Annotated in this window: 25 protein-coding genes and 1 tRNA gene; 15 read left to right on the top strand and 11 right to left on the bottom strand. The window is 63.2% G+C overall.

Annotation, left to right across the window (positions count from 1 at the left end; all coding sequences use genetic code 11):
- The first annotated feature begins 196 nt into the window (after nucleotides 1-196).
- A complete protein-coding gene (locus ACFUOZ_RS08710) occupies nucleotides 197-790 on the top strand; it encodes a hypothetical protein (protein ID WP_377546843.1) in 594 nt (197 codons plus the stop codon).
- An 86-nt stretch (nucleotides 791-876) separates the two neighbouring features.
- Here ACFUOZ_RS08710 and ACFUOZ_RS08705 read toward each other — a convergent pair whose 3' ends face one another.
- Nucleotides 877-1887 carry a LacI family DNA-binding transcriptional regulator gene (locus ACFUOZ_RS08705; protein WP_377546840.1) on the bottom strand — a complete coding sequence of 337 codons (1011 nt, stop codon included), beginning with the start codon at nucleotides 1885-1887 and terminating at the stop codon, nucleotides 877-879.
- A gap of 127 nt (nucleotides 1888-2014) precedes the next feature.
- On the opposite strand from ACFUOZ_RS08705, the gene ACFUOZ_RS08700 reads away from it, so the two are divergent.
- Entirely contained in the window at nucleotides 2015-3262 is a 1248-nt protein-coding gene (locus tag ACFUOZ_RS08700; RefSeq protein WP_377546837.1) for a D-arabinono-1,4-lactone oxidase, read from the top strand.
- Between the two features lie 60 nt (nucleotides 3263-3322).
- On the opposite strand, the gene ACFUOZ_RS08695 is transcribed toward ACFUOZ_RS08700, so the two are convergent.
- From ACFUOZ_RS08695 to ACFUOZ_RS08680, 4 genes are read right to left on the bottom strand one after another with little or no spacing between them, the layout of a single operon-like run.
- Complete coding sequence (locus ACFUOZ_RS08695) at nucleotides 3323-5080, bottom strand: acetyl/propionyl/methylcrotonyl-CoA carboxylase subunit alpha (RefSeq protein ID WP_377546834.1); 1758 nt, start codon at nucleotides 5078-5080, stop codon at nucleotides 3323-3325.
- A gap of 7 nt (nucleotides 5081-5087) precedes the next feature.
- Nucleotides 5088-6734: a 5-oxoprolinase/urea amidolyase family protein gene (locus ACFUOZ_RS08690; protein WP_377546832.1), complete on the bottom strand. Its 1647-nt coding sequence runs from the start codon at nucleotides 6732-6734 to the stop codon at nucleotides 5088-5090.
- Between the two features lie 6 nt (nucleotides 6735-6740).
- Nucleotides 6741-8090 carry an MFS transporter gene (locus ACFUOZ_RS08685; protein WP_377546830.1) on the bottom strand — a complete coding sequence of 450 codons (1350 nt, stop codon included), beginning with the start codon at nucleotides 8088-8090 and terminating at the stop codon, nucleotides 6741-6743.
- Nucleotides 8091-8137: 47 nt separating this feature from the next.
- The gene (locus tag ACFUOZ_RS08680) at nucleotides 8138-8896 is read right to left on the bottom strand and encodes a LamB/YcsF family protein (RefSeq protein ID WP_377546828.1); all 759 of its coding nucleotides are present in this window, start codon (nucleotides 8894-8896) and stop codon (nucleotides 8138-8140) included.
- A gap of 109 nt (nucleotides 8897-9005) precedes the next feature.
- Here ACFUOZ_RS08680 and ACFUOZ_RS08675 point away from each other — a divergent pair, with 109 nt between their 5' ends.
- The gene (locus ACFUOZ_RS08675) at nucleotides 9006-9704 is read left to right on the top strand and encodes a GntR family transcriptional regulator (protein WP_144660141.1); all 699 of its coding nucleotides are present in this window, start codon (nucleotides 9006-9008) and stop codon (nucleotides 9702-9704) included.
- Here the strand turns inward: ACFUOZ_RS08675 and ACFUOZ_RS08670 are convergent, their stop codons facing one another.
- A complete protein-coding gene (locus ACFUOZ_RS08670; RefSeq protein ID WP_377546826.1) occupies nucleotides 9705-10430 on the bottom strand; it encodes a LysR family transcriptional regulator substrate-binding protein in 726 nt (241 codons plus the stop codon). It abuts the gene before it with no gap.
- 33 nt (nucleotides 10431-10463) lie between these two features.
- On the opposite strand from ACFUOZ_RS08670, the gene ACFUOZ_RS08665 reads away from it, so the two are divergent.
- Nucleotides 10464-10913, top strand: coding sequence for a DUF5997 family protein (locus ACFUOZ_RS08665; protein WP_377546824.1), 450 nt, complete (start codon nucleotides 10464-10466; stop codon nucleotides 10911-10913).
- A 50-nt stretch (nucleotides 10914-10963) separates the two neighbouring features.
- Here the strand turns inward: ACFUOZ_RS08665 and ACFUOZ_RS08660 are convergent, their stop codons facing one another.
- Nucleotides 10964-11344, bottom strand: a complete 381-nt coding sequence (locus ACFUOZ_RS08660; protein WP_377546822.1) for a VOC family protein — start codon at nucleotides 11342-11344, stop codon at nucleotides 10964-10966.
- A gap of 504 nt (nucleotides 11345-11848) precedes the next feature.
- Here ACFUOZ_RS08660 and ACFUOZ_RS08655 point away from each other — a divergent pair.
- Nucleotides 11849-12412, top strand: coding sequence for a hypothetical protein (locus ACFUOZ_RS08655; RefSeq protein ID WP_377546819.1), 564 nt, complete (start codon nucleotides 11849-11851; stop codon nucleotides 12410-12412).
- Nucleotides 12413-12443: 31 nt separating this feature from the next.
- Here the strand turns inward: ACFUOZ_RS08655 and ACFUOZ_RS08650 are convergent, their stop codons facing one another.
- The 3 genes from ACFUOZ_RS08650 to ACFUOZ_RS08640 all read right to left on the bottom strand — a co-directional run bounded on the left by ACFUOZ_RS08650 (nucleotide 12444) and on the right by ACFUOZ_RS08640 (nucleotide 16321).
- Entirely contained in the window at nucleotides 12444-13961 is a 1518-nt protein-coding gene (locus tag ACFUOZ_RS08650) for an APC family permease (RefSeq protein WP_377546817.1), read from the bottom strand.
- Between the two features lie 23 nt (nucleotides 13962-13984).
- Nucleotides 13985-14860 carry a universal stress protein gene (locus ACFUOZ_RS08645; protein ID WP_377546815.1) on the bottom strand — a complete coding sequence of 292 codons (876 nt, stop codon included), beginning with the start codon at nucleotides 14858-14860 and terminating at the stop codon, nucleotides 13985-13987.
- Between the two features lie 87 nt (nucleotides 14861-14947).
- Entirely contained in the window at nucleotides 14948-16321 is a 1374-nt protein-coding gene (locus ACFUOZ_RS08640; RefSeq protein WP_377546813.1) for a flavin monoamine oxidase family protein, read from the bottom strand.
- A 107-nt stretch (nucleotides 16322-16428) separates the two neighbouring features.
- Here ACFUOZ_RS08640 and ACFUOZ_RS08635 point away from each other — a divergent pair, with 107 nt between their 5' ends.
- From ACFUOZ_RS08635 to ACFUOZ_RS08600, 8 genes are all read left to right on the top strand, one after another.
- On the top strand, nucleotides 16429-17133 hold the full coding sequence (locus tag ACFUOZ_RS08635) for a TetR/AcrR family transcriptional regulator (protein WP_377546811.1): 705 nt from the start codon (nucleotides 16429-16431) through the stop codon (nucleotides 17131-17133).
- Nucleotides 17134-17151: 18 nt separating this feature from the next.
- Complete coding sequence (gene arr, locus ACFUOZ_RS08630; protein ID WP_377546809.1) at nucleotides 17152-17574, top strand: NAD(+)--rifampin ADP-ribosyltransferase; 423 nt, start codon at nucleotides 17152-17154, stop codon at nucleotides 17572-17574.
- A 48-nt stretch (nucleotides 17575-17622) separates the two neighbouring features.
- On the top strand, nucleotides 17623-18228 hold the full coding sequence (locus ACFUOZ_RS08625) for a helix-turn-helix domain-containing protein (protein WP_377546806.1): 606 nt from the start codon (nucleotides 17623-17625) through the stop codon (nucleotides 18226-18228).
- Nucleotides 18221-19156: a DMT family transporter gene (locus tag ACFUOZ_RS08620; protein WP_377546804.1), complete on the top strand. Its 936-nt coding sequence runs from the start codon at nucleotides 18221-18223 to the stop codon at nucleotides 19154-19156. The genes ACFUOZ_RS08625 and ACFUOZ_RS08620 overlap by 8 nt, the downstream gene beginning before the upstream one ends.
- Before the next feature lie 466 nt (nucleotides 19157-19622).
- Complete coding sequence (locus ACFUOZ_RS08615; protein WP_377546802.1) at nucleotides 19623-20120, top strand: hypothetical protein; 498 nt, start codon at nucleotides 19623-19625, stop codon at nucleotides 20118-20120.
- A 193-nt stretch (nucleotides 20121-20313) separates the two neighbouring features.
- Entirely contained in the window at nucleotides 20314-21180 is an 867-nt protein-coding gene (locus ACFUOZ_RS08610; protein ID WP_377546800.1) for a GyrI-like domain-containing protein, read from the top strand.
- 114 nt (nucleotides 21181-21294) lie between these two features.
- Nucleotides 21295-22422: a mandelate racemase/muconate lactonizing enzyme family protein gene (locus ACFUOZ_RS08605; RefSeq protein WP_377546797.1), complete on the top strand. Its 1128-nt coding sequence runs from the start codon at nucleotides 21295-21297 to the stop codon at nucleotides 22420-22422.
- 10 nt (nucleotides 22423-22432) lie between these two features.
- Nucleotides 22433-23131 carry a FadR/GntR family transcriptional regulator gene (locus ACFUOZ_RS08600; RefSeq protein WP_377546794.1) on the top strand — a complete coding sequence of 233 codons (699 nt, stop codon included), beginning with the start codon at nucleotides 22433-22435 and terminating at the stop codon, nucleotides 23129-23131.
- Nucleotides 23132-23267: 136 nt separating this feature from the next.
- Here the strand turns inward: ACFUOZ_RS08600 and ACFUOZ_RS08595 are convergent.
- Nucleotides 23268-23350 (bottom strand) — tRNA-Leu (locus tag ACFUOZ_RS08595).
- Between the two features lie 374 nt (nucleotides 23351-23724).
- Here ACFUOZ_RS08595 and ACFUOZ_RS08590 point away from each other — a divergent pair.
- Nucleotides 23725-24474, top strand: a complete 750-nt coding sequence (locus ACFUOZ_RS08590) for an FhaA domain-containing protein (RefSeq protein WP_377546791.1) — start codon at nucleotides 23725-23727, stop codon at nucleotides 24472-24474.
- Nucleotides 24471-24959, top strand: a complete 489-nt coding sequence (locus tag ACFUOZ_RS08585; protein ID WP_363932387.1) for an FHA domain-containing protein — start codon at nucleotides 24471-24473, stop codon at nucleotides 24957-24959. Before ACFUOZ_RS08590 ends, ACFUOZ_RS08585 begins: the two co-directional genes overlap by 4 nt.

The raw sequence follows: 24959 nt of genomic DNA, 5'->3' as shown, positions 1-24959 counted from the left end.
GGGCGGATCATTCTCCCCTCGACGCGGGGTGAAGGACCGGCTTACGGGCAGGCCTTGCGGGTCTGGTGATAAGTGTGGAGAAGGCGACATTCTTCTGGGATGAGGCGAGCTCTGCCCGCTTCGTCATCCGTGTCAGGACTTGGTCGAGCCGTGTGATAATAAGCGGGATTTGCACATCGCACATAGTGGGGGAACCATGCCAGAGCGCTCAGAATCCGATGCACCAGAGGCAGGGGAACGTGTCGGCGGCGCTCCAGCAGAACCCCAGTTCGGGCTTCGGGCACCCGGGGGATGGACTCCCCCGGCCAGCCAGTCCCAAGCCGCGGTACCGGTTCATGCAGCAGGTGAGAACGTGGTCCGTGGCGCACTCTTCGCGCTGGCGGTTGTTCCCCTTGGCGCGGCCGCTTGGCTGCTGCTGTGGAACACGGGTTGGATGGCATCCATTGTTGCCTTCATCGTCGCGACTGTGGCGGCCCGCCTGTATGTCTTGGGGACCGGTGCAATAATCAGCCGCCGCGGCGCGTGGGTGGTCGCAGGCATAACGCTCGTGACCGTCCTGCTTTCATTCTGGGGCGGCATGCTGCTGGACGCAGCAAAATTCATTGGCGGCCGTTCTCCGCTAACGATGCTGGCCGACGCCGAAACTTGGGACCTGCTCCTATACAACCTTTCCACCAACCGGGACCTGGTAAATGGGTACGCGGTCGATTTCCTGCTTGCCTTGCTGTTCAGCGCACTGGGTTGCTTCTTCACCCTTCGGCAACTGTTCGCCCACACCAGGGGCAGCTAGCCCGGAGCTTGCCGGGCCCTCATCACTCGAGCACGACAAGTTGCCGAATCATGGCTCGGCACTCCGGGGCCAGCACATACGACACGTCAGCCGCCCGCCGTCGTCGTCCCTCGTAGCTGCAGTTTCCACGGCGAGGCGACCCGCACGCCCTCCGCAGGCGCGGTCCCCTCCAGCCGGTCCAACAGCATTCGGACCACGCGTTCGAAGATCGGCTCCGGTCCCACTGTTGTCAGGGGCGGATCGTATTCCTGCCCCTCGGTAGAATTCCCGACGCCGATGATCTGGACATCTTCGGGCACGCGAAGCCCCAGTCGGAAAGCAGCTCGTATGGCCTGCAGCGCCTCCATGTCGTCGGTGCAGAGGACGGCGGTGGGGCGGTCCGGAAGTTGCAGCAACTCGAGCGCCGCCTGGTACGCCAGGGCGGGGCGGTGCTGCGATGTCCGGACAAGGGACTCATCCAGCGGGATTCCCGCTTCCTCAAGACCTTGCGTGTAGGACGCGAATCGGCTCGCGGGTCGTCCCGCCGGATCTGCCCTGCGAATGCACGCAATCCTGCGGTGCGACGCCGTTAGGAAAGCCATGCCTTCAGCCAATCCACCCTCCGGTTCCGGGGCCAGAACGTCGAAGCCATCGGGTTTCATGGTCCCCGAAATCACTACCTGTGCAACGCCGCGGCGAGCCAGTTCGGTGACGGTCTCGTCCTCCGATTTCGCTTCGGGAAAGTAGCCAATAATGACGCCGTCCGCCCCGCCGGACATCATGAACTTCCGCCAGTCCTCGCCCAGGAGGATCACGGGCTGATAGCCGTGTTCCGGAAGGATGTTCGCAGCGGCCGTGGCCAGCGCCCGGTCCCAGGGCCAGTCGAGATTTCCAATCGCGACGGCGACCACGTCAGTTTTGCCCCGACGCATCCCCCGTGCGGCCTGGTTGGGCACGTAGCCCAGCTCCTTCACGGCAGACAACACGCGGTCCTGGGTCGGCTGGCTGATCCGCGTGGTGCCGCCGTGACGACCTGACAGCACATAGGACACAGTTGTCAGCGATACGCCCGCAGCCGTGGCAACATCCCTGATAGTGGGCTTGGGTCCTTTGCTCACGGGAGGCTCCTGACAGACGGCGGTCCTTGAACTCTACATTCACCGGGCCGGACTACCCTTGACGCAATTAGTTTTCAACGTGAACAATTAAACAAGCCGACATGGATCAAAAGGGAAGAATCATTCAATGAAGAACTGGGCAGGAAACCTCGAGTATTCATCCGCAGAAGTGCAGCGGCCCGCCTCGGTGGAAGAACTGCAGGAGCTTGTGGCCAAGGCGACCCAGATCAAAGCCCTCGGCTCCCGGCACTCATTCAACACCGTCGCCGACACCCCCGGCACGCATATTCTCCTGGACGCACTCCCCCAGGAAGTTGTCCTCAACAAAGAAAAGAGCACCGTCAAGGTCAGCGGCGGTATCAGCTACGGAGCCCTCGGCCGTGCCTTGGAGGAGCAGGGCTTCGCCATCCACAACCTGGCCTCGCTCCCGCATATCTCCGTGGCGGGTGCCATCCAAACCGGCACCCACGGCAGTGGGGTCAACAACCCCTCCCTGGCTGCCGCCGTCGTGGGTATTGACCTGGTGCGCGCCTCAGGTGAACTGGTCACCCTCACCGCGGACGACGACGAATTCCTCGCCAGCGTGGTTGGCGTGGGAGCTCTTGGCATCGTCACAGGACTGGAGCTCGCCGTCCGTCCGAGCTACGAAGTCCGTCAGCGCGTGCTCACGAATCTCTCGTGGGAAAGCGCACTGGAGAACTTCCAAAACATCGCTTCCAGTGCCTACAGCGTCAGTTTCTTCACCAACTACACGGGCGATACCATCCCGCAGGTCTGGCTCAAGGCACTTGATACCGAGGCCGCCTTGCCCGAGCTTTTCGGTGCCACCCCGGCCACTGTGGCCATGCATCCCTTGCCGGATATGTCGGCCGAAAACTGCACCGAGCAGTTGGACGTCGCAGGCAAATGGCTGGACCGCCTGCCCCACTTCCGGCACGAGTTCACTCCCAGCAACGGGGAAGAACTTCAAAGCGAATTCCTGTTGCCGCTCGAACATGCCCCGGCAGCATTGAGGGCCGTCCGCGGACTCGCTGACAAGCTGGCACCGTTGCTGTTCGTCTCGGAGATCCGCACGATCGCTGCCGACGAGTTCTGGCTGAGCCCGTTCTACAAGCAGCAAAGCGTAGCCCTGCACTTCACGTGGAAGCCGATGCAGGCGGATGTCGAAGCCGTCCTTCCCGAGCTGGAGGAAGCATTGCGCCACTTAGGATCACGCCCGCACTGGGGGAAGCTGTTTACCCCCAGCCAGTACGACTTTGCCGCGCTTTACCCACGGTTCGAGGACTTCCGCGCCCTTGCCCAAGCCAACGACCCCACGGGCAAGTTCCGCAACGGGCTACTGGATAGCGTGCTGGGTGTGACTGTCGCGTCGTAGCTCGTGGCGTGGCCGCTGTTGCGTCGTTGGCCAACGACGCAACAGCGGGCTGGCAACGGGTTACTCGATGTGGGCCAGCACAGCGCCGGCGGTGACAACTCCGCCGGGTGCTGAGAGTACCTCCGAGAGCGTGCCCGTGCGGTGTGCCGGAACCTGGGTTTCCATCTTCATGGCCTCCAGGACCACCAAGGGATCCCCGGCGGCGACGGTGGTGCCCGGTTCGACGAGCCACTTCACCACCGTGCCGGACATGCTGGAGACAAGGGCGGATTCGGCAGGTGCATCGCCGGTGACAGAACCCGGCAGGCCCGTGACGTCCGCAGCTGCCGGAAGGCCCTGCCCCGAGCGGGCCCAGCCGTCCAGCAGATCCGCAGGCAAGCCCACGGCCAGCCGCTTGCCGTCGATATCCACAGTGATCGTGCGCCGTTCGCCGCCAGGTGCCACGGCGCTGTAGTCCGGGTCGACGGGGATCTGGTCCGCGAAGTCGGTCTCGATCCACCGGGTGTGCACCCGGAGTCCGACCACCGAGGTGAAATCGTCAGCCTCGAGAACCGCGCGGTGGAACGGCAAAACCGTAGCCAGGCCGGAGATGTTGAATTCCTTCAAGGCACGGCGTGCACGGCGAAGGGCCTGCTGTCGGTCAGCTCCCGAGACGATCAGTTTGGCCAACAAGGAATCGAATTGCGGCGGAACCGTGGAACCCGACCGCACCCCGGTGTCCACGCGGATTCCCGGGCCCGTGGGCACTTCAAAGCCGGAAACGGTGCCCGGCGAGGGCAGGAACCCACGGCCGACATCTTCAGCATTGATCCGGAACTCAAAGGAGTGCCCCTGCGCAACGGGATCCTCGGTGATGCTCAGTGGCAGCCCGGCAGCAACGCGGAACTGTTCCTGCACAAGGTCGATCCCCGCGGTCTCCTCAGTGATCGGGTGCTCCACCTGCAGTCTCGTGTTGACCTCCAGGAAAGCCACAGCCCCGTCAGAGGAAACAAGGAACTCCACGGTGCCCGCGCCGTAATAGCCGGCCTCACGGATGATCGCCTTGGATCCGTCGTAGATCCGCTGGCGCTGCTCGTCGCTGAGGAAAGGCGCCGGGGCCTCCTCAACGAGCTTCTGGTGGCGGCGCTGAAGCGAGCAGTCGCGGGTACCCACCACAATGACGTTGCCGTGCTTGTCCGCGACGATCTGGGCCTCAACGTGCCGCGGGCGGTCCAGATACTGCTCTACGAAACATTCGCCCCGGCCGAAGGCAACAACGGCCTCACGGACGGCGGAGTCAAAGGCTTCTTCCACTTCTGCCAGTTCACGGACCACCTTCAGCCCGCGCCCACCTCCGCCGAAGGCGGCCTTGATGGCGATCGGGAGTCCGTGTTCCTCGGCAAAAGCGCGTGCTTCCGCGGCAGAGGACACTGGCCCGTCGCTGCCGGCCACCAACGGTGCTCCGGCACGCACGGCAATTTCCCGGGCGGTGATCTTGTTGCCTAGCTGGCGGATCGACTCCGGCGAGGGACCGATCCACTCAAGTCCGGCGTCGAGCACTGCCTGTGCGAAGTCCGCATTTTCCGAGAGGAACCCGTAGCCGGGGTGTACGGCGTCCGCGCCAGCACGAGCGGCAACAGCGAGCAGCTTTTCGATATTCAGGTACGTCTCAGCGGGGCTGTTTCCGTCCAGGCTGTACGCTTCAGCTGCTGCGCCAACGTGCATGGCATCGGCGTCAATGTCGGCGTAGACGGCGACGGAGGAGATGCCGGCGTCGTCACAGGCTCGGGCGACACGGACGGCGATTTCGCCGCGGTTCGCGATCAGGACCTTGCGCATCAAATACTCACTTCTCTGGGTTCTTGCTGAAGTCTGGTGTTTCGGGGACGAGCCGGAAACGGATCCGGCCGCCGATAGGGACCTGCGCCGCCAAGTCCAGGTGTTCGTCCTTCACGACTCCGATCACCGGATAACCGCCTGTGATGGGATGGTCGGCAAGGAAAAGCACGGGCAATCCCGCGGGCGGGATCTGGAGAGCGCCGGCCATGGTTCCCTCGCTGGGCAACTCGCCCTCGCGTGTGCGCTTGAGCGGGGTGCCGTCCAAACGCATACCCACGCGGTTCGACGCCGGGGTCACCAGCCAGTCCTGCCCCGTCAGGGAGTCGAGGGCGGATTGGTCGAACCAGTCGGCACGGGGACCGGGAACGACGTCGAGCACGGTAACGCCATCACCGGGGAAGTCCGGTTGCAGCTCGGGGCTGCCGACGGCGGTTGATTCGGTTGCGTGGCCGGCCGGGATTTTCTGGCCCACAACCAAAGGCGCGGGCCCAATTCCGGACATGGTGTCTGCCGAACGGCTCCCGAGAACCTCGGGCACATCCACGCCGCCCCGGATCGCCACATAGTTCCGGAACCCCGCTTCGGGAGCGCCCACAGTAAGCACCTCACCGTCGAGCAGCGCGAAAGGTGCGGCCACCGGGACTATACGCTGGGCACCTGGCTGGACGTCGCCGTCGTCGTCGGATTCAACCCACGACGGCGACTCAACGGTCAGCGTTGTCGGCGCACCGGTCACGGCAAGTACTTGGTCTCCGACAGCTTCCACCGTCAGCCCGCCGTTGACGGACTCAATGGCCGCGGCCGATGGCGCGTTGCCCACCAGGCGGTTGGCCCTGCGCAGCGAAGCCCTGTCCAGGGCACCCGCAGCGGAAACACCGAGGGGACCGAAGCCACGCCGACCCAGGTCCTGGATGAGGCTTTGAGCGCCGGGATTGAGGATCTTAAGCCCAGGGCCCGCGTGGTGGTCCGGGTCGGCCTTGGAGTCGTGGGCCGCGGTGGTCACGACCTCGCGAACAGCCCGGTACTGTACGCGGTCTCCGGGCCGGACAAGTGCCGGCTGGGGACGGTCCAGGTCCCACATATGAGCCCCTGTCCTGCCGATAAGCTGCCATCCACCCGGCGAGCGTCGAGGGTAGACGGCGGAATACTGACCGCCGAGGGCCACGGAGCCCGCGGGAACTGCCGTGCGCGGTGACGAGCGGCGGGGCACGGTGAGGGCTTCGTTTTCGCCCACCATGTACCCGAAGCCGGGCGCGAAGCCAGCGAAGGCAACCGTCCAGATCTGCCCTGTGTGCGCCGCAACCACGCCGTCGATGCTCAGTCCGGTCAGCTCCGCGACATCGGCGAGGTCCTCGCCGTCGTACACGGTGTCGATGACCACCAAGCCCGAATCAGTAACTTCCGGAACGTTGAGCTCGAGCTGCAGGAGCCGTGCCCCGATGGCTCGGGTTGCGGACGCTGACTCGCCCACCACCATGACCGTTTCCGCCGCAGCAAGGACGTCCACCTGCCCCGGCAACGGGGACTTGTACAGCATGTCCTGCAAAGCAAGCACGTCCTGCAGGCCATCCAGCTCGGCCAAGACGGCCCGGGTGCCAACTGGCCTGACGGAGCGGACCCTTTTTGCAGTGGTGGTGTGCATTGCGGTTTCCATCTTTGACTATGCCGCCGGCTGAGTGTTGGCAGTCTGCAGCAAGCGCTCTTCTTCTTCAGGCTGGGGATCGCGACCCATCAGCATGCCGACGATCGTGACCACGGCTGCAACCAGGATGTAGAGGGCAATCAGGTACCAGCCATGGTTGGCTGCACCGTAGAGCGCGGTGAAGATAATGGGTGCCACTGCTCCACCGATCACGCCCGCCAGGGTGTAAGCCAGGGAACTGCCGGCGTAACGGAGTCTCGCGGGGAACTGCTCAGTGATGAATGCAGCCTGGGGCCCGTACATGAAGGCATGCAATGCCAGGCCAATCACTGTGCCGATCGTAAGCATGAGGACTGACTTGCCCTGGATCATCAGGAAGAACAGCGGGATGTAGGCAGCTGTAGCTGCTGCGGCGATGCCGTACACCCAGCGGCGGTTGAACCGGTCGGTCAAGGCGCCCGCGGCTGGAATGAGGACCAGCTGGAAGGCCGAGCCGATCAGGATCGCGGACAGGACGTTTCCGGTGGTCATCCCCAGTTCCTTGGTGGCGTAAACGGCGACGAAGACCGTAAACAGCGCATACAGGATGTCCGGGCATACACGGGAGAGGGCTGCCGCGACCAGGGCCTTGGGCTGCTGCGTGAAGACTTCCTTGATGGGGGCCTTGGGGCGGTCGCCTTGGGCCTGGATGGCCTTGAAGACGGGCGTTTCTTCGAGCTTGAGCCGGATAAGCAGGCCGAAGACCACAAGGAGCGCGGAGGCAAGGAACGCTACGCGCCATCCCCAGGAGAGGAAGGCTTCGTTGCTGAGCGACGCGGCCAGCACGGCAAGCACACCGTTGGCCATGAGGTTACCTGCGGGTGGGCCGATCTGGGCCGCAGATGACCAGAAGCCACGCTTGTTGGGGTCGCCGAATTCGCTGGACAGCAGAACCGCGCCGCCCCATTCGCCGCCAACGCCAATGCCCTGCGCAAGCCGCAAAAGAACCAGGATGGTGGGGGCCGCGACGCCAATCACCGAGTAGTCGGGCAGCGCACCAATGAGAACTGTGGCCACACCGATCAGCACCAAGGTGAAAACGAGGACGTATTTGCGGCCGATCTTGTCGCCGAGCCGGCCGAAGATGATGCCGCCAATCGGGCGGGCCAAGTAGCCCACGGCAAACGCCGAGAAGGACAGCAGCAGCGCCACGAATTCGTCGTTGCCGGGGAAGAAGATCTTGGGGAATACCAGTGCTGAGGCCACAGAGTAGATCGCAAAGTCGTAGTACTCCAGCGATGTACCGGTGAGGCTGGCAATGTAGGCCTTGAGTGCGCCGGGCGGCGGCTTCCTCGTCACTGCCTTTGCTGCGTTGTTGGTGCTGGTCATGATGCCCTCCGGGGGGATGAGGTGGTGCGGAGTCCGGTTGGAACGGGTTAGAGGAACGAGCCGACGGTTACGCCGGCCTCGCCCAGTGCGGACTTCACGGCGGCAGCCATTGCAACTGCTCCGGGTGAGTCACCGTGCACGCAGATGCTCTCTGCGGTGATTTTGAGGATGGAACCGTCGATTGCCTTGACGGATTGTTCAGTGGCCATTCGCAGGACGTGTTCGGCCACTTCGTCGGGGTTGTGCAGGACGGCCCCGGGCTGGGAGCGCGGGACGAGCGTTCCTTCCGGGGTATAGGCGCGGTCCGCGAATGCTTCGGAAATGCCTCGAAGGCCTGCTTCCTCAGCCAATCGCAGAACTTCAGAGCCGGGCAGGCCGAGAATCGGAAGGTTGGGGTCTACCGATTTCACGGCATCCACCACTGCGCGCGCTTGGGCCGTGTGCTTGACTATCGCGTTGTACAGACCACCGTGGGGTTTCACGTACTGCACCCGGCCACCGGAAAGAGCTGCCAGAGCCTGCAGCGCGCCGATCTGGTACACCACGTCGTCGGCCAACTCCACAGGGTCCATATCCATGAAGCGGCGGCCGAATCCCGCGAGATCGCGATACCCGACGTGGGCGCCAATTACGACGCCGGCCTGGACCGCCTTGGCGCAGGTGCTGCGGATAACGCTGGGGTCGCCGGCGTGGAATCCACAAGCAACGTTGGCACTGGAGACGGATTGGAACATGGCGGCATCGTCGCCAAGTGTCCAGCGTCCGAATGACTCTCCGACGTCGCTGTTCAGGTCGATGGTTGCCATGGTGTGATCCCTGCCTCGTGATGCGCGTTACATCCAGCATGCACCAAATCGCTGGATTGTTCAACAATCCGGCGATCCTTATTTTCGGCGATCGTGTAATTTTGTGACTATGGCCGGAGCAGATCAGGAATCAAGCGAACATCCCGGCCTGGACGGTGCCCGCGCACGGATGCGGCTCAGGGTCCCCTCCGTGGCCGAACGCGTGGCGGAGGAACTGCGTTATCAGCTTGCAGAGGGCTTCCTTGTTCCCGGCGCCAAACTCACGGAAGCCACAATTGCCGAGGATCTTGGCGTCTCCCGGAACACCGTCCGGGAAGCCTTTGCCGAGCTCGCCGCGGAACGCCTTCTACTCCGTCAGCCAAACAAGGGCGTGTTCGTAGCCACCCTCGAGGCAGGTGACATCCACGATGTCTACACCGTCCGTCGCGCCATCGAGGTCAGTTCCATCCGTGCGGGAGGTTCGCCGGAGCGCATAGCCGCCGTCAGGGCCGCCGTCGACGAGGGAAAGCGTGCGGCGGCCGCCGATGACAATGAAGGACTGGGCAGCGCCAACCAGCACTTTCACGGGGCAATCGTGGCTTTGGCAGAGAGCAACCGCCTGAACACGATCATGGCCCAGATCCTGGCTGAGATGAGGCTGTACTTCCACAAAGCCACCGTCAATGCGCACTTCTACAGCGACTGGCTCGCTGAAAATGAGCAGATCTGCGCAGCGCTGGAGGCCGGCGAACTGGAGCGCGCGGGCGACCTGCTCCTTGCCTATCTCAACCGTTCAGAGCAGCAGCAGGCCGCCATCCACGGCGAGTAGTCAGCGCTTGCCCTTCTTTCGCGAACCGCGGCCGCGTCCTTTGTCCGGATTCGGGGCGTAGCGCTGGGCAACTGCAGGCTTTTTCGCACCCGAACCCCTGCGATCAGGCTTGGGCGCCTTCTTGGGCTTCTCCTGCTGGGCAGACGGTTGGCGTGAACTCTGCGCTGTCCGGCCACGCACAATCCCAATGAACTCCTCGATCACCGGGCTGTCTGTTCCCACGAGCCAAGCCAAGCCGATCTGGGTTCCAGGGGCTCCCGTCAGCCGGCGCATGACCGTGTCCTTGGCATTCAGGTGCCTGGCAACCGACATGGGCATGATCACGAGTCCGGCGCCGGAAGCAACAACCTGCAGGGCCATGTCCGGGCCGCCCATTTCCGCGATGTCCAGGAAATTTTCCTCGGCCAGGTCCTCCAGTGCCACTTCCTCGAACACTGAGACCTCGTGGCCCTTGGGTGCGACCACCACGGGCTGCTCTTCATACAAGGGGATGACGTTCAGGCCTTCCCGGTCCACGGGCAACCGAACAAAGCTGAGGTCAGCGGAACCGTCCCGCAACACCGAAAGCTGCGCGTCGTCGTCGGACATGAAGGAGTGCAGCGGAACTTCAGGCATCCGCTCTTCCCAGCGGCGGATCCATTTCCCGGGAGTCACGCCGGCGACGTACGCGAAGCGAAGCGCGGGTTGGGACTCGGGAGTTTCCGTGGATTCTTCAGCATCTGGCACACACTCACAGTACCGGCCAGATACCCTTGAAGTATGACGTCCTCGAACTCCCAGTCCATGAAGCCGGCAACAGTCGCCAAGAAACTCGGCATCTACCTGCCCGCTACACCCCAGGAGTTCCAGGATTCGTCCATCTCCCGCGAGGAATTCAACGAACTTCAGTCCAACCCGCCGGAGTGGCTTGCCGAACTGCGCCGCAACGGCCCGCACCCGCGCCCGGTAGTTGCGCAAAAACTCAACATCTCCATCAGCGGCCTCGCCCGCGGCGGCGTCGAGGAAGCACTCACGACGGCGGAAATCACCGAGTTGCTGCAAACGCCCCCGCAGTGGCTGGTCACCGAACGCGCCACCCACGCCGCAGTCCGTTCCGAGGCCCAGCGAGTGAAAGACGAGGCCCACAAAAAGGCCGCGACAAAGGAAGCCCGGGAGAACGCCGCGGCCAAACGCGAGGCTCCCAAGGGAACAAAGCGCGACCGCGCATAAGGTTTGATCCACCTATGGCCGGGACCTGTGTCCCGGCCATAGCTGTTTAACTAGTCTTGGTGCAGCTGGACGTAATTGCCGCAGCCGTCGTCGAAAACTGCGCTGATGCCCGACGGATCCTCTGCCGGCTCGCCCTTGAACCTCACGCCCGCAGCCAGCAACCGCTCGTACTCCGCCTGGACGTCGGGCACGCCCAGGACAACCGCAGGCATGCCGGCCTCATAGACGGCATTCATATAGTTTGCACCGATGGGGTTGTCGCTTGGTTCCAGGAGCAGCCCTGTGGCGTTCGGGCCTGCGCCGGGATCCTTGATGATGAAGAGGTTGTACTCAGGCATGGCCATCAGGGTTTCGAAGCCCAACGTTTCCGTGTAGAACGTGTGGGCTGTTGCCGGGTCCTTGACGTGGATGCTGCACATTTTCAGTCTCATGGTGCCAAGGCTACGCCCCGGCACTGACGGTCAAAACGCACGCGACGACGGCCGCGGGTAGTCCCGCGGCCGTCGCCAACCCATCAGGGTTTCAGGTGCCAGAACGAGCGGACAATCTCCCACGCAAAGCGTGCGATGTTGACCCACAGGTTCAGGCGGCCTCAATGCTCGGGACGTTGACGTCGTCGAGACATGGTGCACCCCCTCACTGAGGACAGGGTGCGACCGCGCATGTTTGCACAGCGTGCGCGGAGGGGCATACTCTTGAAGTGTGAGAGTCAAGGGTATGTCCTTGAAATCGCACCAAAGAGCGCATCGCGCTGAACAAAGACCCGATTGCACTCGGGTCTTTCGTTTTTAACGATGCAGCAGTCTCTTGCCTGCTGACATCGAGTCTACCGAGAGTTCACTACCTGATTTGCCGGGGACTCAACCACTCTCGCATCCCCGCATCCCCCGGCGCATACTGAATTCAAAGCAGCGAATTCGCCTGGAGGTGGTCCGATGCCCGCCATGATGCTCCTGTGGGGCGTTGCCTTGGTTCTTGCAACCGCGGCAACAACATACATCCTGCGCAGAAAACTCACCTATGGTCGCGGGCCTGAGCCGGACACGGTCTTCTGGGATCTGTTCGCGGGATTTACGGTGATTGCGCCCGCCGTTCTGCTTCCCACTGTGCTGTGGCCGCCCGCCGGATTGGTGATGGTCGCCCTGGCAGCAACGACGGCGGCAGGAACCTTGGCGGCCGCCCGGAAAGTCGAGCGGACCCACGCAGCCGAGCCCCGGCGTCGTGCTGGTTTTGCCGACGACGCCGCACGGCACCAAAGCATCCTGGCCCAATGGCAGCGCTACGAACTGGATCCGGCGCAGACCATCGATTTTCCGGCCATGACAGACGTGCGGACCCAGGAAACGGCTGCGCTGACGAGGGCCATGCGGGAGGCCGAGTACTGCAAGGTGACCGCCGGGACCGACTACAGGGCCGCCGTCGAACGCCTCGCCCAAGCGTTAACCGAAGCGGAGCGTGCCGCAGGCGTCCCCACAGCTGCCCTCCCCTCGCCGAGATGACACTTAATGACAATCCCGCCGCGCAACATTGTCATCCAATGCCAACTCGGCGCGAGAAATTCCTGAAGAACTCGGGCCGCACCCGGTACATCACCAGCATCACCACCACGCCCAGCAGGATCACGCCCATTCCCAGGATGAACACCAGGCCGATGCCGCCCACCGAAGAGCCCGAACCATAAGCAGGGTCCAGGGAATCAACGGCAGTCTTCACGAACATAACCAGCAGGATCACGCCGCCCAGCAAGGGCGCCAGGAACTTGAAGAAGAAGGAGCGGACACTGCTGAACGCCGCGGCCCGGAAGTACCAAACGCAGGCCAGCGCGGTGATGCCGTAGTAGAAGCAGATCATCATGCCCAGGGCGGTGATGGTGTCCCAGAGGGCATTCTCGGACACGGTCCGGGTGATCACGTAGAAGCCCGCAGCTGCGATGGCCGCGGCAATGGTGGCGGTGCTCGGGGACTTGTACGTGGGGCTGATCCGGCCGAACTTGGGCGAGATGGCCTTGTAGTGGCCCATCGCCAACAGCGTCCGGGCGGGAGAAACGAACGTCGACTGCAGGGACGCAGCCGAACTGCTCAGGATTGCCAAAGACATCAAAATGGCGAACGGACCCATCACCGGACCAGCGAGGACAGCGAAGATGCTCGACTGGTTCTCAGGGTTGCCCGTACCCAGGCCAGTGTCCCCCACGCCGGCGAAGGACAAGGTTGCCAACGCAACAGTCATGTAGATGATCACGATCACCAGCACGGTCACGGTTGCAGCGCGGCCGGGCGTCTTTTCGGGATTGCGGGTTTCCTCGTTCATGGTCAGCGTCACGTCCCAGCCCCAGTAAATGAAGATGGAGAGGGAAACGCCGGCGGTGAAGGTCGTGAAGGAGTCCACCGCAAAGGGGTTGAACCAGTCGGGCGAGATGGCGGTGGCGTCGAAGGCCGTGCCGTTGGCTACATGCGAAAACGCCGAAACAGCGAACCACCCAAGCACCAGCAACTGGAATGCCACCAGCACGTACTGCACGCCCTTGGTGGTCTCCATGCCCCGGTACGAAATCCAGCAAGCCACCGCAATGAACACCAGCGTTGTGGCAATGTTCAGGGGCAGGATCTTGCTCAGCTCCGCAAGTGACGGATCGTTGAAGACCTGACCGAGCATCAGGTAGAAGAAGTCCACTGCAACCGCGGCCAGGTTGGACAGCACAATGATCGTGGCTGCGATGAGCCCCCACCCACCCATCCAACCGATCCACGGTCCAAAGGCGCGCGTCGCCCACGTGAAGGAGGTTCCGGCGTCGGGCATTGCGTTGTTGAGTTCGCGGTAGCCGAGCGCCACCAGCAGCATCGGGATGAAGCCCACCAGGAAGATCGCGGGAAGGTGGACACCCACCTCGGATACGGTGGGACCAAGCGCGGCAGTCAGCGTATAGGCCGGCGCGATGCAGGAAACGCCGATCACGACGGCGCCGATGAGGCCCACCGATCCGGCTTTCAGGCCCTTCTCACTCAGGGCCGAATCTTTCGACTGGACCGTCTTTGGTGCAGTTGACATGGGTATTGCCTCTCGGGCGACGGCTAGGAGCGCTGTCGCGTGTAGTCGCGGGGAACCACGATCATTGGAACTGGCAGGGCACGCAGGATCCGGTTTGCGGTGGTGCCCAGGAAGGTGGCGCGGTGCTGCGCCAGGCGGCTGGAGCCGATGAGAAGGATTTCGCCGTCTTCCCAGTCGAGGCGGTCCACGGCCTCCTCGATCGTGCGGCCTTGCGCGACGACGATTTCGGGTTCGGTCCCGGCGTCCGGACCGGAACCGGCGGTGGAATCCCCGACGGCGGCAAGACGGTCGGCGGCATGCACCCAGGCCGCGTCGGCGAGCCCGGGCGAGTTACCGCCGTCGAGCGCCAACAAGGAGACGAGACGCAACGGAAGGTGGCGGTCGCGCGCTGACTCGACGGCGACGTCAAGGAGTTCATCGGCACCGGGCCGGGCGCCGAAACCACAGCTGAGCCGGGTGATGCCTTCCGTCCGGTGGTAGCCGTGGGGCGCCAGGGCAACCGGAACCGGTGAAGAGTGGAGCAGTGAACTGGCCACTGAACCAATGGTGAACCGCTTGAGGAGGCCGTTGTTGGTGGCGCCAATGACCAGCGCGGCAGCATCGAACTCCACAGCCGCATCAATGAGTGCCTGCGCTTCCGAGTCTCCGCGGCGGATGTGCGCGCGGGCGGCGACGTCGGCCGGGACCAGGGCGAGGCCGTCGTCGAGCCACTGCCGGGCTTGCTCGTTGAGGATCGAGTCGTAGCCGGGCTCAGGCGGGTAAACGGCGTTGTACGGCGAGTCCTCCGGGACCACGAGGACCAGGTCCAGGCTGGCGTCCTGTCCGCGGGCCATCGCAATGGCGAGGTGGACGGCATCGCGACCCCTGGCGTTGGCGGTGTAGCCGACGACGTATCGCATGATTCTCCTTAAACAGTGCTGCCGGCAGTCCGGGGACGGCACTTCCCCCGGACTGCCGGTAACTGGTTTTGCGGTCTTCCGCGGGGCTTAGACCGCTACCGAAGCCAGCTTGTTGGCTTCGACGATGCGTGCTGCGGTGGCCTGGCCCATGCGGACCGCGCCATCGACGTGCTGGTAACCCTCAGCCGCGAGGTCCGACGAGGACCAGTAGATCGGGCCGACGTTGGCGTGCTGGTCCTTGCCGTAGCGGTGCAGGCCGCCGAGGTCGTAGCTGGAGGCGTAGGCGCCGCGGGTCCACTCTTCGGAGCCCCAGTCGGACTCGTAGTAGACCTCGGGGGTCAGTGCCTTGTCACCCAGGAAGCCGGCGATGGATTCCAGGATGGCTTTCTTGCGGTCTTCGGCGCTGAGCTCGAATACGGCGTCGGCCTTTTCGTCGGACACGAAGCCCACCAAGGTGCCGCGGGTGTCGCCGTGGTTGGTGTTGTCGTAGACCTCCTGGACCAGCGCACCGGCGCTGAAGCCCGTGCCGGACAGTCCGTCTTCGCGCCAGAACGGCGTCTCGTAGACGGCGTGCACCTTGATGACCAGGCCCAACGACTGGTGCTGGTGCATCTGGTGCTGGCGGCGCGGCAGCGGCGGGTTGAACGAAACGCGGGAGTACAGGTTCGGCGGAACTGCCATGATCACGTAGCGGGCGTTCACGGTGGCGCCGTCGGAAACGACGGTGACGTTGTTTCCTTCCCAGTTGATGGTGCGGACCGGGCTGTTGAGGACGACGTCGGAACCCAGCTCTGCTGCCTGCAGCAGCGAAACCTGCTGCATGCCGCCGATCACGCGCTTGTCCAGGATGAAGTCCTCATCCGTCAGGTGCGTGAAGGAGCCGGCCGACGCCGCCATGAGGATGGCCTGCAGGGCCGAGAAGGCGTGGGCGGGCTTGGTGAGCATGCCGCCGGCGATGAAGAGGCCGATGTTGTTGCAGGCTTCTTCGTCGTTCGAGTTCTGGCGGAGCCAGTGGTGGAAGGAGATGGTGTCCAGCTCACGGGCCTTGGGGTGCGCCCAGGGTTCGGTGGGCCCGATCTCCGCAGCGAGCTCATCCAGGATGGCGACAAGCTTGTCCATTTCGGCCTTGGTTGTCTCGTTGACCGGGAAGGTGTCGCCGGTGTAGCGGGTGGCCTTGCCGTCTGCGCCGATGTAGATGGATTCGCCATCGCGGTAGCGCGAGTACATTTTCAGGCCGAGCTCGTCCAGCAGGTCCATGAGGGCCGTCTGGTCCGGGGAAACCCACTGGCCGCCGATCTCCAGCATGGCGCCGTCGATGGTGTCTGTCCAGGTGCGGCCGCCCACGCGGTCGCGCGCTTCGAGCACTGCGACGCTGAGTCCGGCCTTCTTCAATTCGCGCGCCGCCGTCAACCCTGACGGTCCGGCACCGACGATCACAACGTCGCGATCAAGATTCTGCATGATGTCCTCTCCGTGGCCGTCCGTTGGTGGCTGACCAATAAATGAATGGCATTCATTTATAACCATGGTAGCGGCTGAGTGAGCGACAGGGAAGACCCGGTGGAATAATGCTGGGGACACAGGCAGCAGAAAGGCTCCCGATGCCCGCACCAACCCCAGCCCCCTCCGCGACGTCCCGGCGGCGCGCCGGCCGACCAACGGCGGCAATCCTGGACCAGGACGGCATTACGACGGCGGCGCTCACCTTGATCAGCAGCAAGGGATACGACGGACTCACCATGGCGGCGTTGGCCCGCTCCCTGGGAGTGGCACCGTCCGCCCTGTACAACCACGTGTCCTCCAAGGACGACGTGCTGGTGCTGCTGGAAGACCATCTGGCGGCGATGGTGGACGTGTCGGCATTTGGAGTGGAGCCATGGGACGTTGCCGTAAGGCGCTGGGCGTGGTCCTACCGTGACGTGTTCTCAGAACACACTCCCCTGATCCCCATCATCGCGGTGCTGCCGGTAGCCAACGCACCCAAGACCCTCGCCATGTACGAGGCCGTCACGGCGGGCTTCCGCGACGCCGGCTTCCCCGAGGACCGCATCATCTCCGCGATTGTGGCGCTGGAAGCCTTCGTGTTCGGGGCCGCTTACGACGTCACCGCGCCGGAGGACATTTTCGACGCCGGCGACCTCGCCGGAGACGTCCCGAACTTCACCTCCGCCGTCGACCGGCTGTCCTTGGCCGGCCACGAGCGCCCGACGGACACGGCCTTCAGCCTGGGACTTGAGGCGCTGATCGCGGGTTTTGGAGCGATGCGGGCGTAAGTTGCCTAGGCTGGGTCCATGACTGAACCGCTGGATGAAGGCCCTTTTTATCACGGCACGAAAGCCGAAGTCCGGGTGGGTGACATCCTCTCACCGGGCTATCGCTCGAACTACAAGCCCGACGTCGTCATGAACCATATCTACTTCACCGCCCTCCGCGACGGGGCCGGACTGGCGGCGGAGCTCGCCGTCGAACTGACTTCCGGCGAAGGTGCGCCGCACGTCTATCGCGTGGAACCTACGGGCCCCTACGAGAACGACCCCAACGTGACGGACAAGAAGTTCCCCGGCAATCCCACGCGCTCCTACCGCAGCACCTTTCCGCTCAGAGTGGTTGAAGAAGTCACCGACTGGACCCGACTTACCCCCGAAGCACTTGAGATGTGGCGGGAGCGGCTTGCTGCAATCCAGGCTGATGAGCGGGCAGAAATCATCAACTGAGAGTCCATTGGCACGCAGGTGCCAAAGTAGTGCAGTATACTGCACTATATGGAAGACAGTGCAGAGAGTTTGGCGCGCGCTATCGGGGAGCGCGTCAAGCAAGAACGCAAAGGCCGCGACTGGACGCTCGACAGGTTGGCTGAACTCGCCGGCGTGAGCCGCAGGATGCTGGTCAACGTAGAGCAGGGCGGCGTGAATCCGAGCATCGGGACCCTCCTTCGGATCAGTGACGCCCTGGGAGTGGGTTTGCCCGCCCTCGTCGAACCGCCGGCACCCCGGGCTGCCCGAATCACCCGTTCAGGTGAAGGGGCGCTGCTCTGGACCGGCCCCTCAGGGGGCCGCGGCGTACTGGTCGCGGGCACTGAGTCTCCCGACGTCGTCGAGCTGTGGGACTGGACGCTGGCACCAGGGGAGCTTCACGCGAGTGAGGCACACTCCGCCGGTACCCGCGAGCTGCTGCAGGTCCAGGAAGGTGTCCTCTGGATAGAGGTCGAGGCAGAGAGCTACGAGCTCAATGTTGGCGACGCCCTCACCTTCCGCAGCGATGTACCCCATTCATATGCCAACTCCGGCATATCTCCTGCCCGCTTTACTTTGGCGGTCTTTGAGCCTGGTGTCGGTGCGGGACACCGAACGGAGGCTCCGAATGCGTAACCGCCTGTCCGGAGCAATTGGCGGACTTCCGCCCTGGTCCATGGCTGTTGCCGCGATGATGGCCATCCAGCTGTCCAACGCCCTGTCGGTTGCCGTGATCGCTCAGGTCGGTCCGGCAGGTACAGCGTGGCTGCGCATGTGCTTTGGAGTCGTCTTCCTGTGGATGGTCAGCCGGCCGGCCATCCGCTCTTTGCGCCGTAGGGATCTTCCGGCGTTGATAGCCCTCGGAGTGGTCACGGGTTTCATGACCACGTTCTTCCTTGCGGCCGTCGAGCGCATCCCGCTGGGGACCGCCGTCGCGATCGAATTCCTCGGCCCCCTCGCAGTAGCCGGCATCATGAGCCATCGCCGGAAGGCGCTGGTGTGGCCGCTGCTGGCCTTCATCGGCGTGGTACTGCTGACCGAACCTTGGCATGGGACCATCGACCTGATTGGAGTGGGATTCGCCTTGGCGGCCGGCGTTTGCTGGGGTCTTTATAACGTGCTGACGCAGCATGTGGGCGACCGGTTCTCGGGTATCAGCGGCCTGTCGCTCACCATTCCGGTTGCCGCGTTGGCCACCCTGCCTTTTGGATTGCCGCAGGTGCTCGGTGGCACGCTTGAGTGGTGGGTCCTGCCGATGGCCGCGGGAATCGCGCTGATTACTCCGGTGATCGCCTTTGGTTTGGAGATGCTGGCTTTGCGGCGCATGACCCACACGGCTTTTGGCACGCTGCTCTCGATTGAGCCTGCGTTCGGCGTACTGATCGGGTTGCTGGTGCTGGCGCAATCGCCCACGCTGATGCAGCTTTTTGGGATTGCGCTGGTGGTCGCGGCGGGGACTGCGGCGCAGCAGGGCGGCAAGCGAGCTTCGACGCCGGTGGTCACGACGGATGTGCCGGCGGCCCCTGGTGGCGTGAGGAACGGAGAGGGACGCGTTGGAAGCTAGTTGATGCGTGCCGTTATTGTTGCCGCCCTTGTCTTCGTTGTCTGCCGTATAGCCTTCGGTCAACTCTGGAATGACGGTCCAGGAGGCTGGCTTGTACTCCTGCCTTACATCACGTGGGCAGTGGTAGCGCTCATCACTGCAAAGAGGCGGCGACGGCTTAGGAATGCTGTGAATGAAAGGTTCCCTGTGGAATTCATGCTGCGGACGCGCAGCGAGTTTCCCGAAGGACTCAATGTCCTCGACGTCAAGAAGACTGTGCCTGGCCTCCACTCGGACGGGACCGTAACTATCTGGCAGCTGAATAGAAAGGGTGCCACCTTCCACCTCAGGCGTTCCTGACCCAACTCCTGCCAATTGTGCTGACTCGCTCAAGGCGAGAGCCGCAGTCGGGTACCCGAATTAAATTTAGGGGCTTGGACTAACGTGCAAACCCAGACCAAGCGCCACATTAAGGTGAAATTGCCCCATGACGTTGGACCGTGACCCTGGAAGAACTGTGAACGACAGGCCGGAGTTTATCCTTCCACCGGAACGCACTTACTACTACGCATGGGGCGGTGACAAGCGCATGTACGCCTATACCCGGGATGAGTGGGGCATGGGAGGCTCCCTGCCCAACGGCGGCAACTACACGGTACGTTCATTGGTGGTGCAGTTCATCCTTGCGATCATCATGGTCCCGGCCGCGGTCGGCAGCTTCATCATGCTTATCGCGGCCATCGTCAGCCTGAATTGGATCGTAATGATCTTCGGCCTGGTCTGCACCCCCTTATTCGCTGCGGCTCCTTATGTATGCTTCAAAGGAGCCAGGGATGAACGGAAAGCACGGAAGGCGCGCAAACTGAAGGGCCTACCGAAACCCCAGACTTCCGCGGACGACGAAGCAGCCAGGCGCTACTTCACAGACCATAAGGAAGCAGGGGTGGAAATCACCCCACCGAACTTCCCTGATGCCAAGTGGTGAACACTCCCACCGGGAACTGTCACAGCGGGGGTGTACGAGCTCAAAGGAATTGGAACCCTTCGGAACCAGTCACTCCATGCCCGCGGAGGAGCGGCAAAGGGGTGCGCTGCAAGATGAGCGGCGATCGAATCGGACCGCGATAGTAGGGTTCGGGGTGCACCGGACGAGCAGGCTTGTAGTTGAAGGGAGAACCGTGATCTCAGCTCTAAACCAACTCGTCGATTTTATTGATGGTCACCTCACCGAGGAGATCATTGTTGATGACTTGGCGGTCAGGCTCGGCATGACGGAGTACCACCTCCGCCGAATGTTCTCATCGCTGGCGGGCATGCCGCTCTCCGAGTACGTCCGCAGGCGCCGAATGACCGTGGCTGCAACGGACGTTCTCGGGACGGGCGACCTGCTGGCTATCGCGGTGCGGTATGGCTACGGCTCCACGGAGGCTTTTAGCCGGGCATTCCGGTCAGTACACGGCGTCGGTCCGAGCGACGTGCGCCGGAACGGCGGCCCCCTTCGCACACAACCGCAGCTCAGGTTCCGCCTGACCGTAGAAGGGAACACCACGATGGACACTCGCATCGCAGACCGGCCAGCATTCAAGCTCATCGGTCGTTCGGCACGCGTACCGCTTATACACAACGGCCCAAACCCGCACATCCAGGCACACATCGCCTCACTGCCAGTAACAGAGCACGCGCGGCTCAAGGAATTGAGCAACACCGACCCCGTTGGCCTTCTCCAGGTGAGCGCCGACGTAGACCCGGACTATACGGAGGGCAGCGAGCTGACCTACCTTCATGGGGTCGCCGTCACCGAAACGACACCCGTGCCCCAGGATCTCGACGCGATTGAGGTCCCCGCCGGCATCTGGGCGGTGTTCCATGCCAAAGGGGCTTACCCGGAGGTTCTTCAGTCCACGTGGGCTTCAACTGCCACCGATTGGTTCCCCTCCAACCCGTGGCGGCTCCGCCCGGGCCCAGCGATTGTGGCAGTCCTCGACCGCGCTGCCGACTTCAGCACTGCGAGCTGCGAACTGTGGCTCCCGGTGGAACGCGGCTGACGGATCAGCCCGCCGGCAGGCCAAATGGCCCTACGGCGGGCTCCTCCGGAGACCTTACTTCTTGTAGAACAAGTATCTAACTTGTATCCTAAGTAAAACTACTTAGGAGACCCCGTGAGCACCGTCGACCTCATCCGGCACGTGAAACTGTCCACCGCGCGTTTGCCCCTTGCCGTACCCATCAGCGATGCCAAAGTCTTCACCGGACGCCAGAAGCCGATGACCGAGGTTGTTTTCCTGTTCGCCGAGATAACAACCGAACAGGGCCACAGCGGCGTGGGTTTCAGCTACTCCAAGCGAGCCGGCGGACCCGCGCAGTACGCCCATGCCAAGGAAGTCGCGGAGGGCATCATCGGCGAGGACCCCAACGACATCGGCAAGATCTACACCAAGCTCCTGTGGGCCGGTGCGTCCGTCGGAAGGTCAGGCGTGGCAACACAGGCGTTGGCCGCCGTCGACATTGCGCTCTACGACCTCAAAGCCAAGCGCGCAGGGCTCCCCCTGGCCAAGCTCCTGGGCTCCTACCGCGACTCCGTCCAGACCTACAACACCTCCGGGGGCTTCCTCAACGCCACCCTCGAGGAGGTCAAGGCCCGCGCCACACAGTCAATCGAAGAGGGCATCGGCGGGATCAAGGTCAAGGTTGGCCTGCCAGATTCCAAGGAAGACCTCCGCCGTGTTGCGGGGATCCGCGAGCATATCGGCTGGGACGTGCCGCTCATGGTGGACGCCAACCAGCAATGGGACCGCGCAACCGCCCTGCGCATGGGCCGCCAACTGGAAGAGTTCAACCTCATCTGGATCGAAGAACCCCTGGATGCGTACGACTTCGAAGGCCACGCACACCTCGCTCAGGTGTTGGACACGCCCATCGCCACGGGTGAGATGCTCGCCTCCGTCGCCGAACACAAGGGCCTCATCAACGCCAACAGCTGCGACATCATCCAGCCTGACGCCCCGCGCGTCGGTGGCATCACCCAGTTCCTGCGCCTCGCGGCCTTGGCTGATGAACGAGGACTTGGCTTGGCGCCGCATTTCGCCATGGAAATCCACCTGCATCTGGCGGCCGCCTACCCGCGTGAACCCTGGGTGGAGCACTTCGACTGGTTGGACCCGCTCTTCGAGGAACGATTGGAAACCAAGAATGGCCGCATGATCGTCCCGGACCGCCCTGGACTTGGCGTCACCTTGAGCGATCAGGCACGTGCGTGGACCACCGAATCGGTGGAGTTCGGCGCGTAATCTGGAATCCATGAGCCGAAACCTGACTGCGGATCTCGCCGCCGACCTCCGCAACCGCATCGTCGACGGCGTCATCCAGCCGGGTGAGAAGCTCCCCAGCGAAAACACGCTCATCGGCGAATTCGGGGTGAGCAGGACTGTAGTCCGCTCCGCGCTGACGCGTTTGCAGGCCGAGGGCCTTGTGGAAACCGAACGCGGGCGGGGCAGCTTCGCGCTGACTCCTCCCGCGGAGGGCCCCACGCAAGCGCCTGGAACACGGCCGGTGTCCAGCATGGAGGAACGGCTGCAGATGCTGGACTTCCGCATCGGCGTCGAAACTGAGGCCGCGGCACTTGCGGCCAGGAACCATAGCGAACGGCAACTCAAAGCCGTCCACGGGGCCTTGGAACAGTTCACTGCGAAGGTCGCCCACCCGGCCCACGCCATGAAGGCGGATTTCGAATTCCACCGTGCCGTCGCAGCCGCCTCCGGCAATCCCTTTTATACGGACTGCATTACCGCGCTCGGCCAAACCATGATCGCCATGCCCCGCCCGCGTCTCGTCGCCGGAGATGACCAGGAAAGCCGCGACCGCTTCGACCAGGTGATCCACGAGCATTCCTCTATATACGCAGCCATTGCGGAGAGCGATCCCCTGGCTGCCGCGGCGGCCATGCGCCTCCACCTCAGCAACTCACGACGCCGGCTCACAGGTTCTGCGCGCGGCTAACCTCCCGGCCCACCACCCAACTAGGTGACAGTAAGCGTCGCAATGAGTGCTCATTGCGACATGTGCTGTTACTCAGTTGGGTACGGGCGGGCAACAAAAAAGCCCCCGATCCGTAGATCGGGGGCTTTCCTTTGCGTGCGCGAGGGGGGATTTGAACCCCCACACCCTTTCGGATACTGGCACCTGAAGCCAGCGCGTCTGCCGTTCCGCCACTCGCGCGCAACTTCTTTTTCCGGGCTTCCACTGGTCTCCCAGCTTCGTTTCCTTCAAAAGCAGCGAGATCAAGCATAACGGACATCCGGAGCAAAACACCAATCGAGCCGGATGCCCTGCCTTTGTATGGAGCGAAAAACCCATGAATCCGCGGAAACTCAAGGTTTTTTCAACCCCCGGGAGCCCCGCCAGCAAGGGCCAGAGTCGAACTTTTCCGGGGCATAAGGCGTTGTGGATTAAGGTCATTCCCAGTCAGTCCCAGTAGTATCGGGAAGTGGAAGGGCCGTTCGGCACTCACTTTGGTGTGTGCACACACGGACCAACAGCAGGAGTATCGGACCAGGCACAGCAGGTGCCGCGGCAAGGAAAGGAGAAGGAATATGGGTTTGCTGGACAAAGTCGAGCGCGGCATTGAAAAAGCCGTCCGCAACGTCTTCTCCACAGGGTCGCGGGCACGGGTTGAGCCGGTGGAGATCGCAAGCAAATTGAGGCGGGAACTGGACAACCAGTCCATCACTATTTCCGCCGGGCGCACGCTCGCTCCCAACGTTTTCGATGTTCTGCTCAGCGATGAGGATTTCGCCCGGGCCCAGGAGTGGGGAACACCGCTCGCTGAGGAACTGTGCGACGTCGTCATCCAACACGTTCGCAGCCAGGGCTACACGCTCCAGGGAGCTGTCAGGATCTCGTTCCGTCGAAACGACGAAGAACGGGCAGGCCATTTCGAAATTGCTTCCCGGACCGAGAAGTCCTCCGGCGAGGCGCCTCCGGCCCCGCAGCCCCCGCGAACGAATGTTCCCGCAGCCCCCGTCCGGCAGCCCACGCGGCTCCAGCCCGTTTTGGACATTAACGGCCAGCGGTACTCACTCAACGCCCCGAGCGTGGTGCTGGGCCGCTCCTCCGAGGCCGACATCCTGGTGGACGACACCGGTGTTTCACGGAAGCACCTTGAAGTGCGCACCGAACACGGCAGCACATGGGCTGTGGACCTTGGCTCCACGAACGGCAGCTACGTCAACGGACATAAGGTAAACGGCAGCGTGGAGCTAACAGACGGCTCAACCATCACGATGGGACGTACCAAGATTATTTTCCGCCTCCTCCCCGAGACCCCGGGTGGCCACGCGTGAACGATGTCAGCGAACTGACCATTACAGCGCTTCGCTTCGGGTTCCTCCTGCTGCTGTGGATTTTGATCTTCAGCATTGTGTCCACCATGCGCCGCGACTTCCAGATTGGGCGCAAGGCAGTCACCGGAGTCCCCACGGCACGTGAAGTCCGCAAGCATCCCGAACTGGCTGCCTCACCGCCGCCGGCCATCCAGCACGCCCGCAACCTGGTTGTCACTGAAGGTCCCCTCAAGGGCACTACGGTTCCCTTGGCAGCGAGCCCGATCCTGCTCGGACGCGCACAGGAAGCCACCTTGGTCCTGGAGGACGACTACGCCTCGGGCCGGCATGCACGACTGTTCCCGCAGGGCAGCCGATGGTTCATCGAGGACCTCGGCTCTACCAACGGCACCTACCTGGCCGATCAGCAGCTCACGCGTGCTTTGCCTGTGGAACTCGGTGTCCCCGTGAGAATCGGCAAGACGGTTATTGAATTGAGGCCATAG

It is taken from the genome of Paenarthrobacter sp. NPDC057355 (assembly GCF_042667405.1).
Classification (GTDB): Bacteria; Actinomycetota; Actinomycetes; order Actinomycetales; family Micrococcaceae; genus Arthrobacter.
Note: the sequence above shows the minus strand (reverse complement) of the source record. Positions and strands in the feature narration are given on the sequence as shown.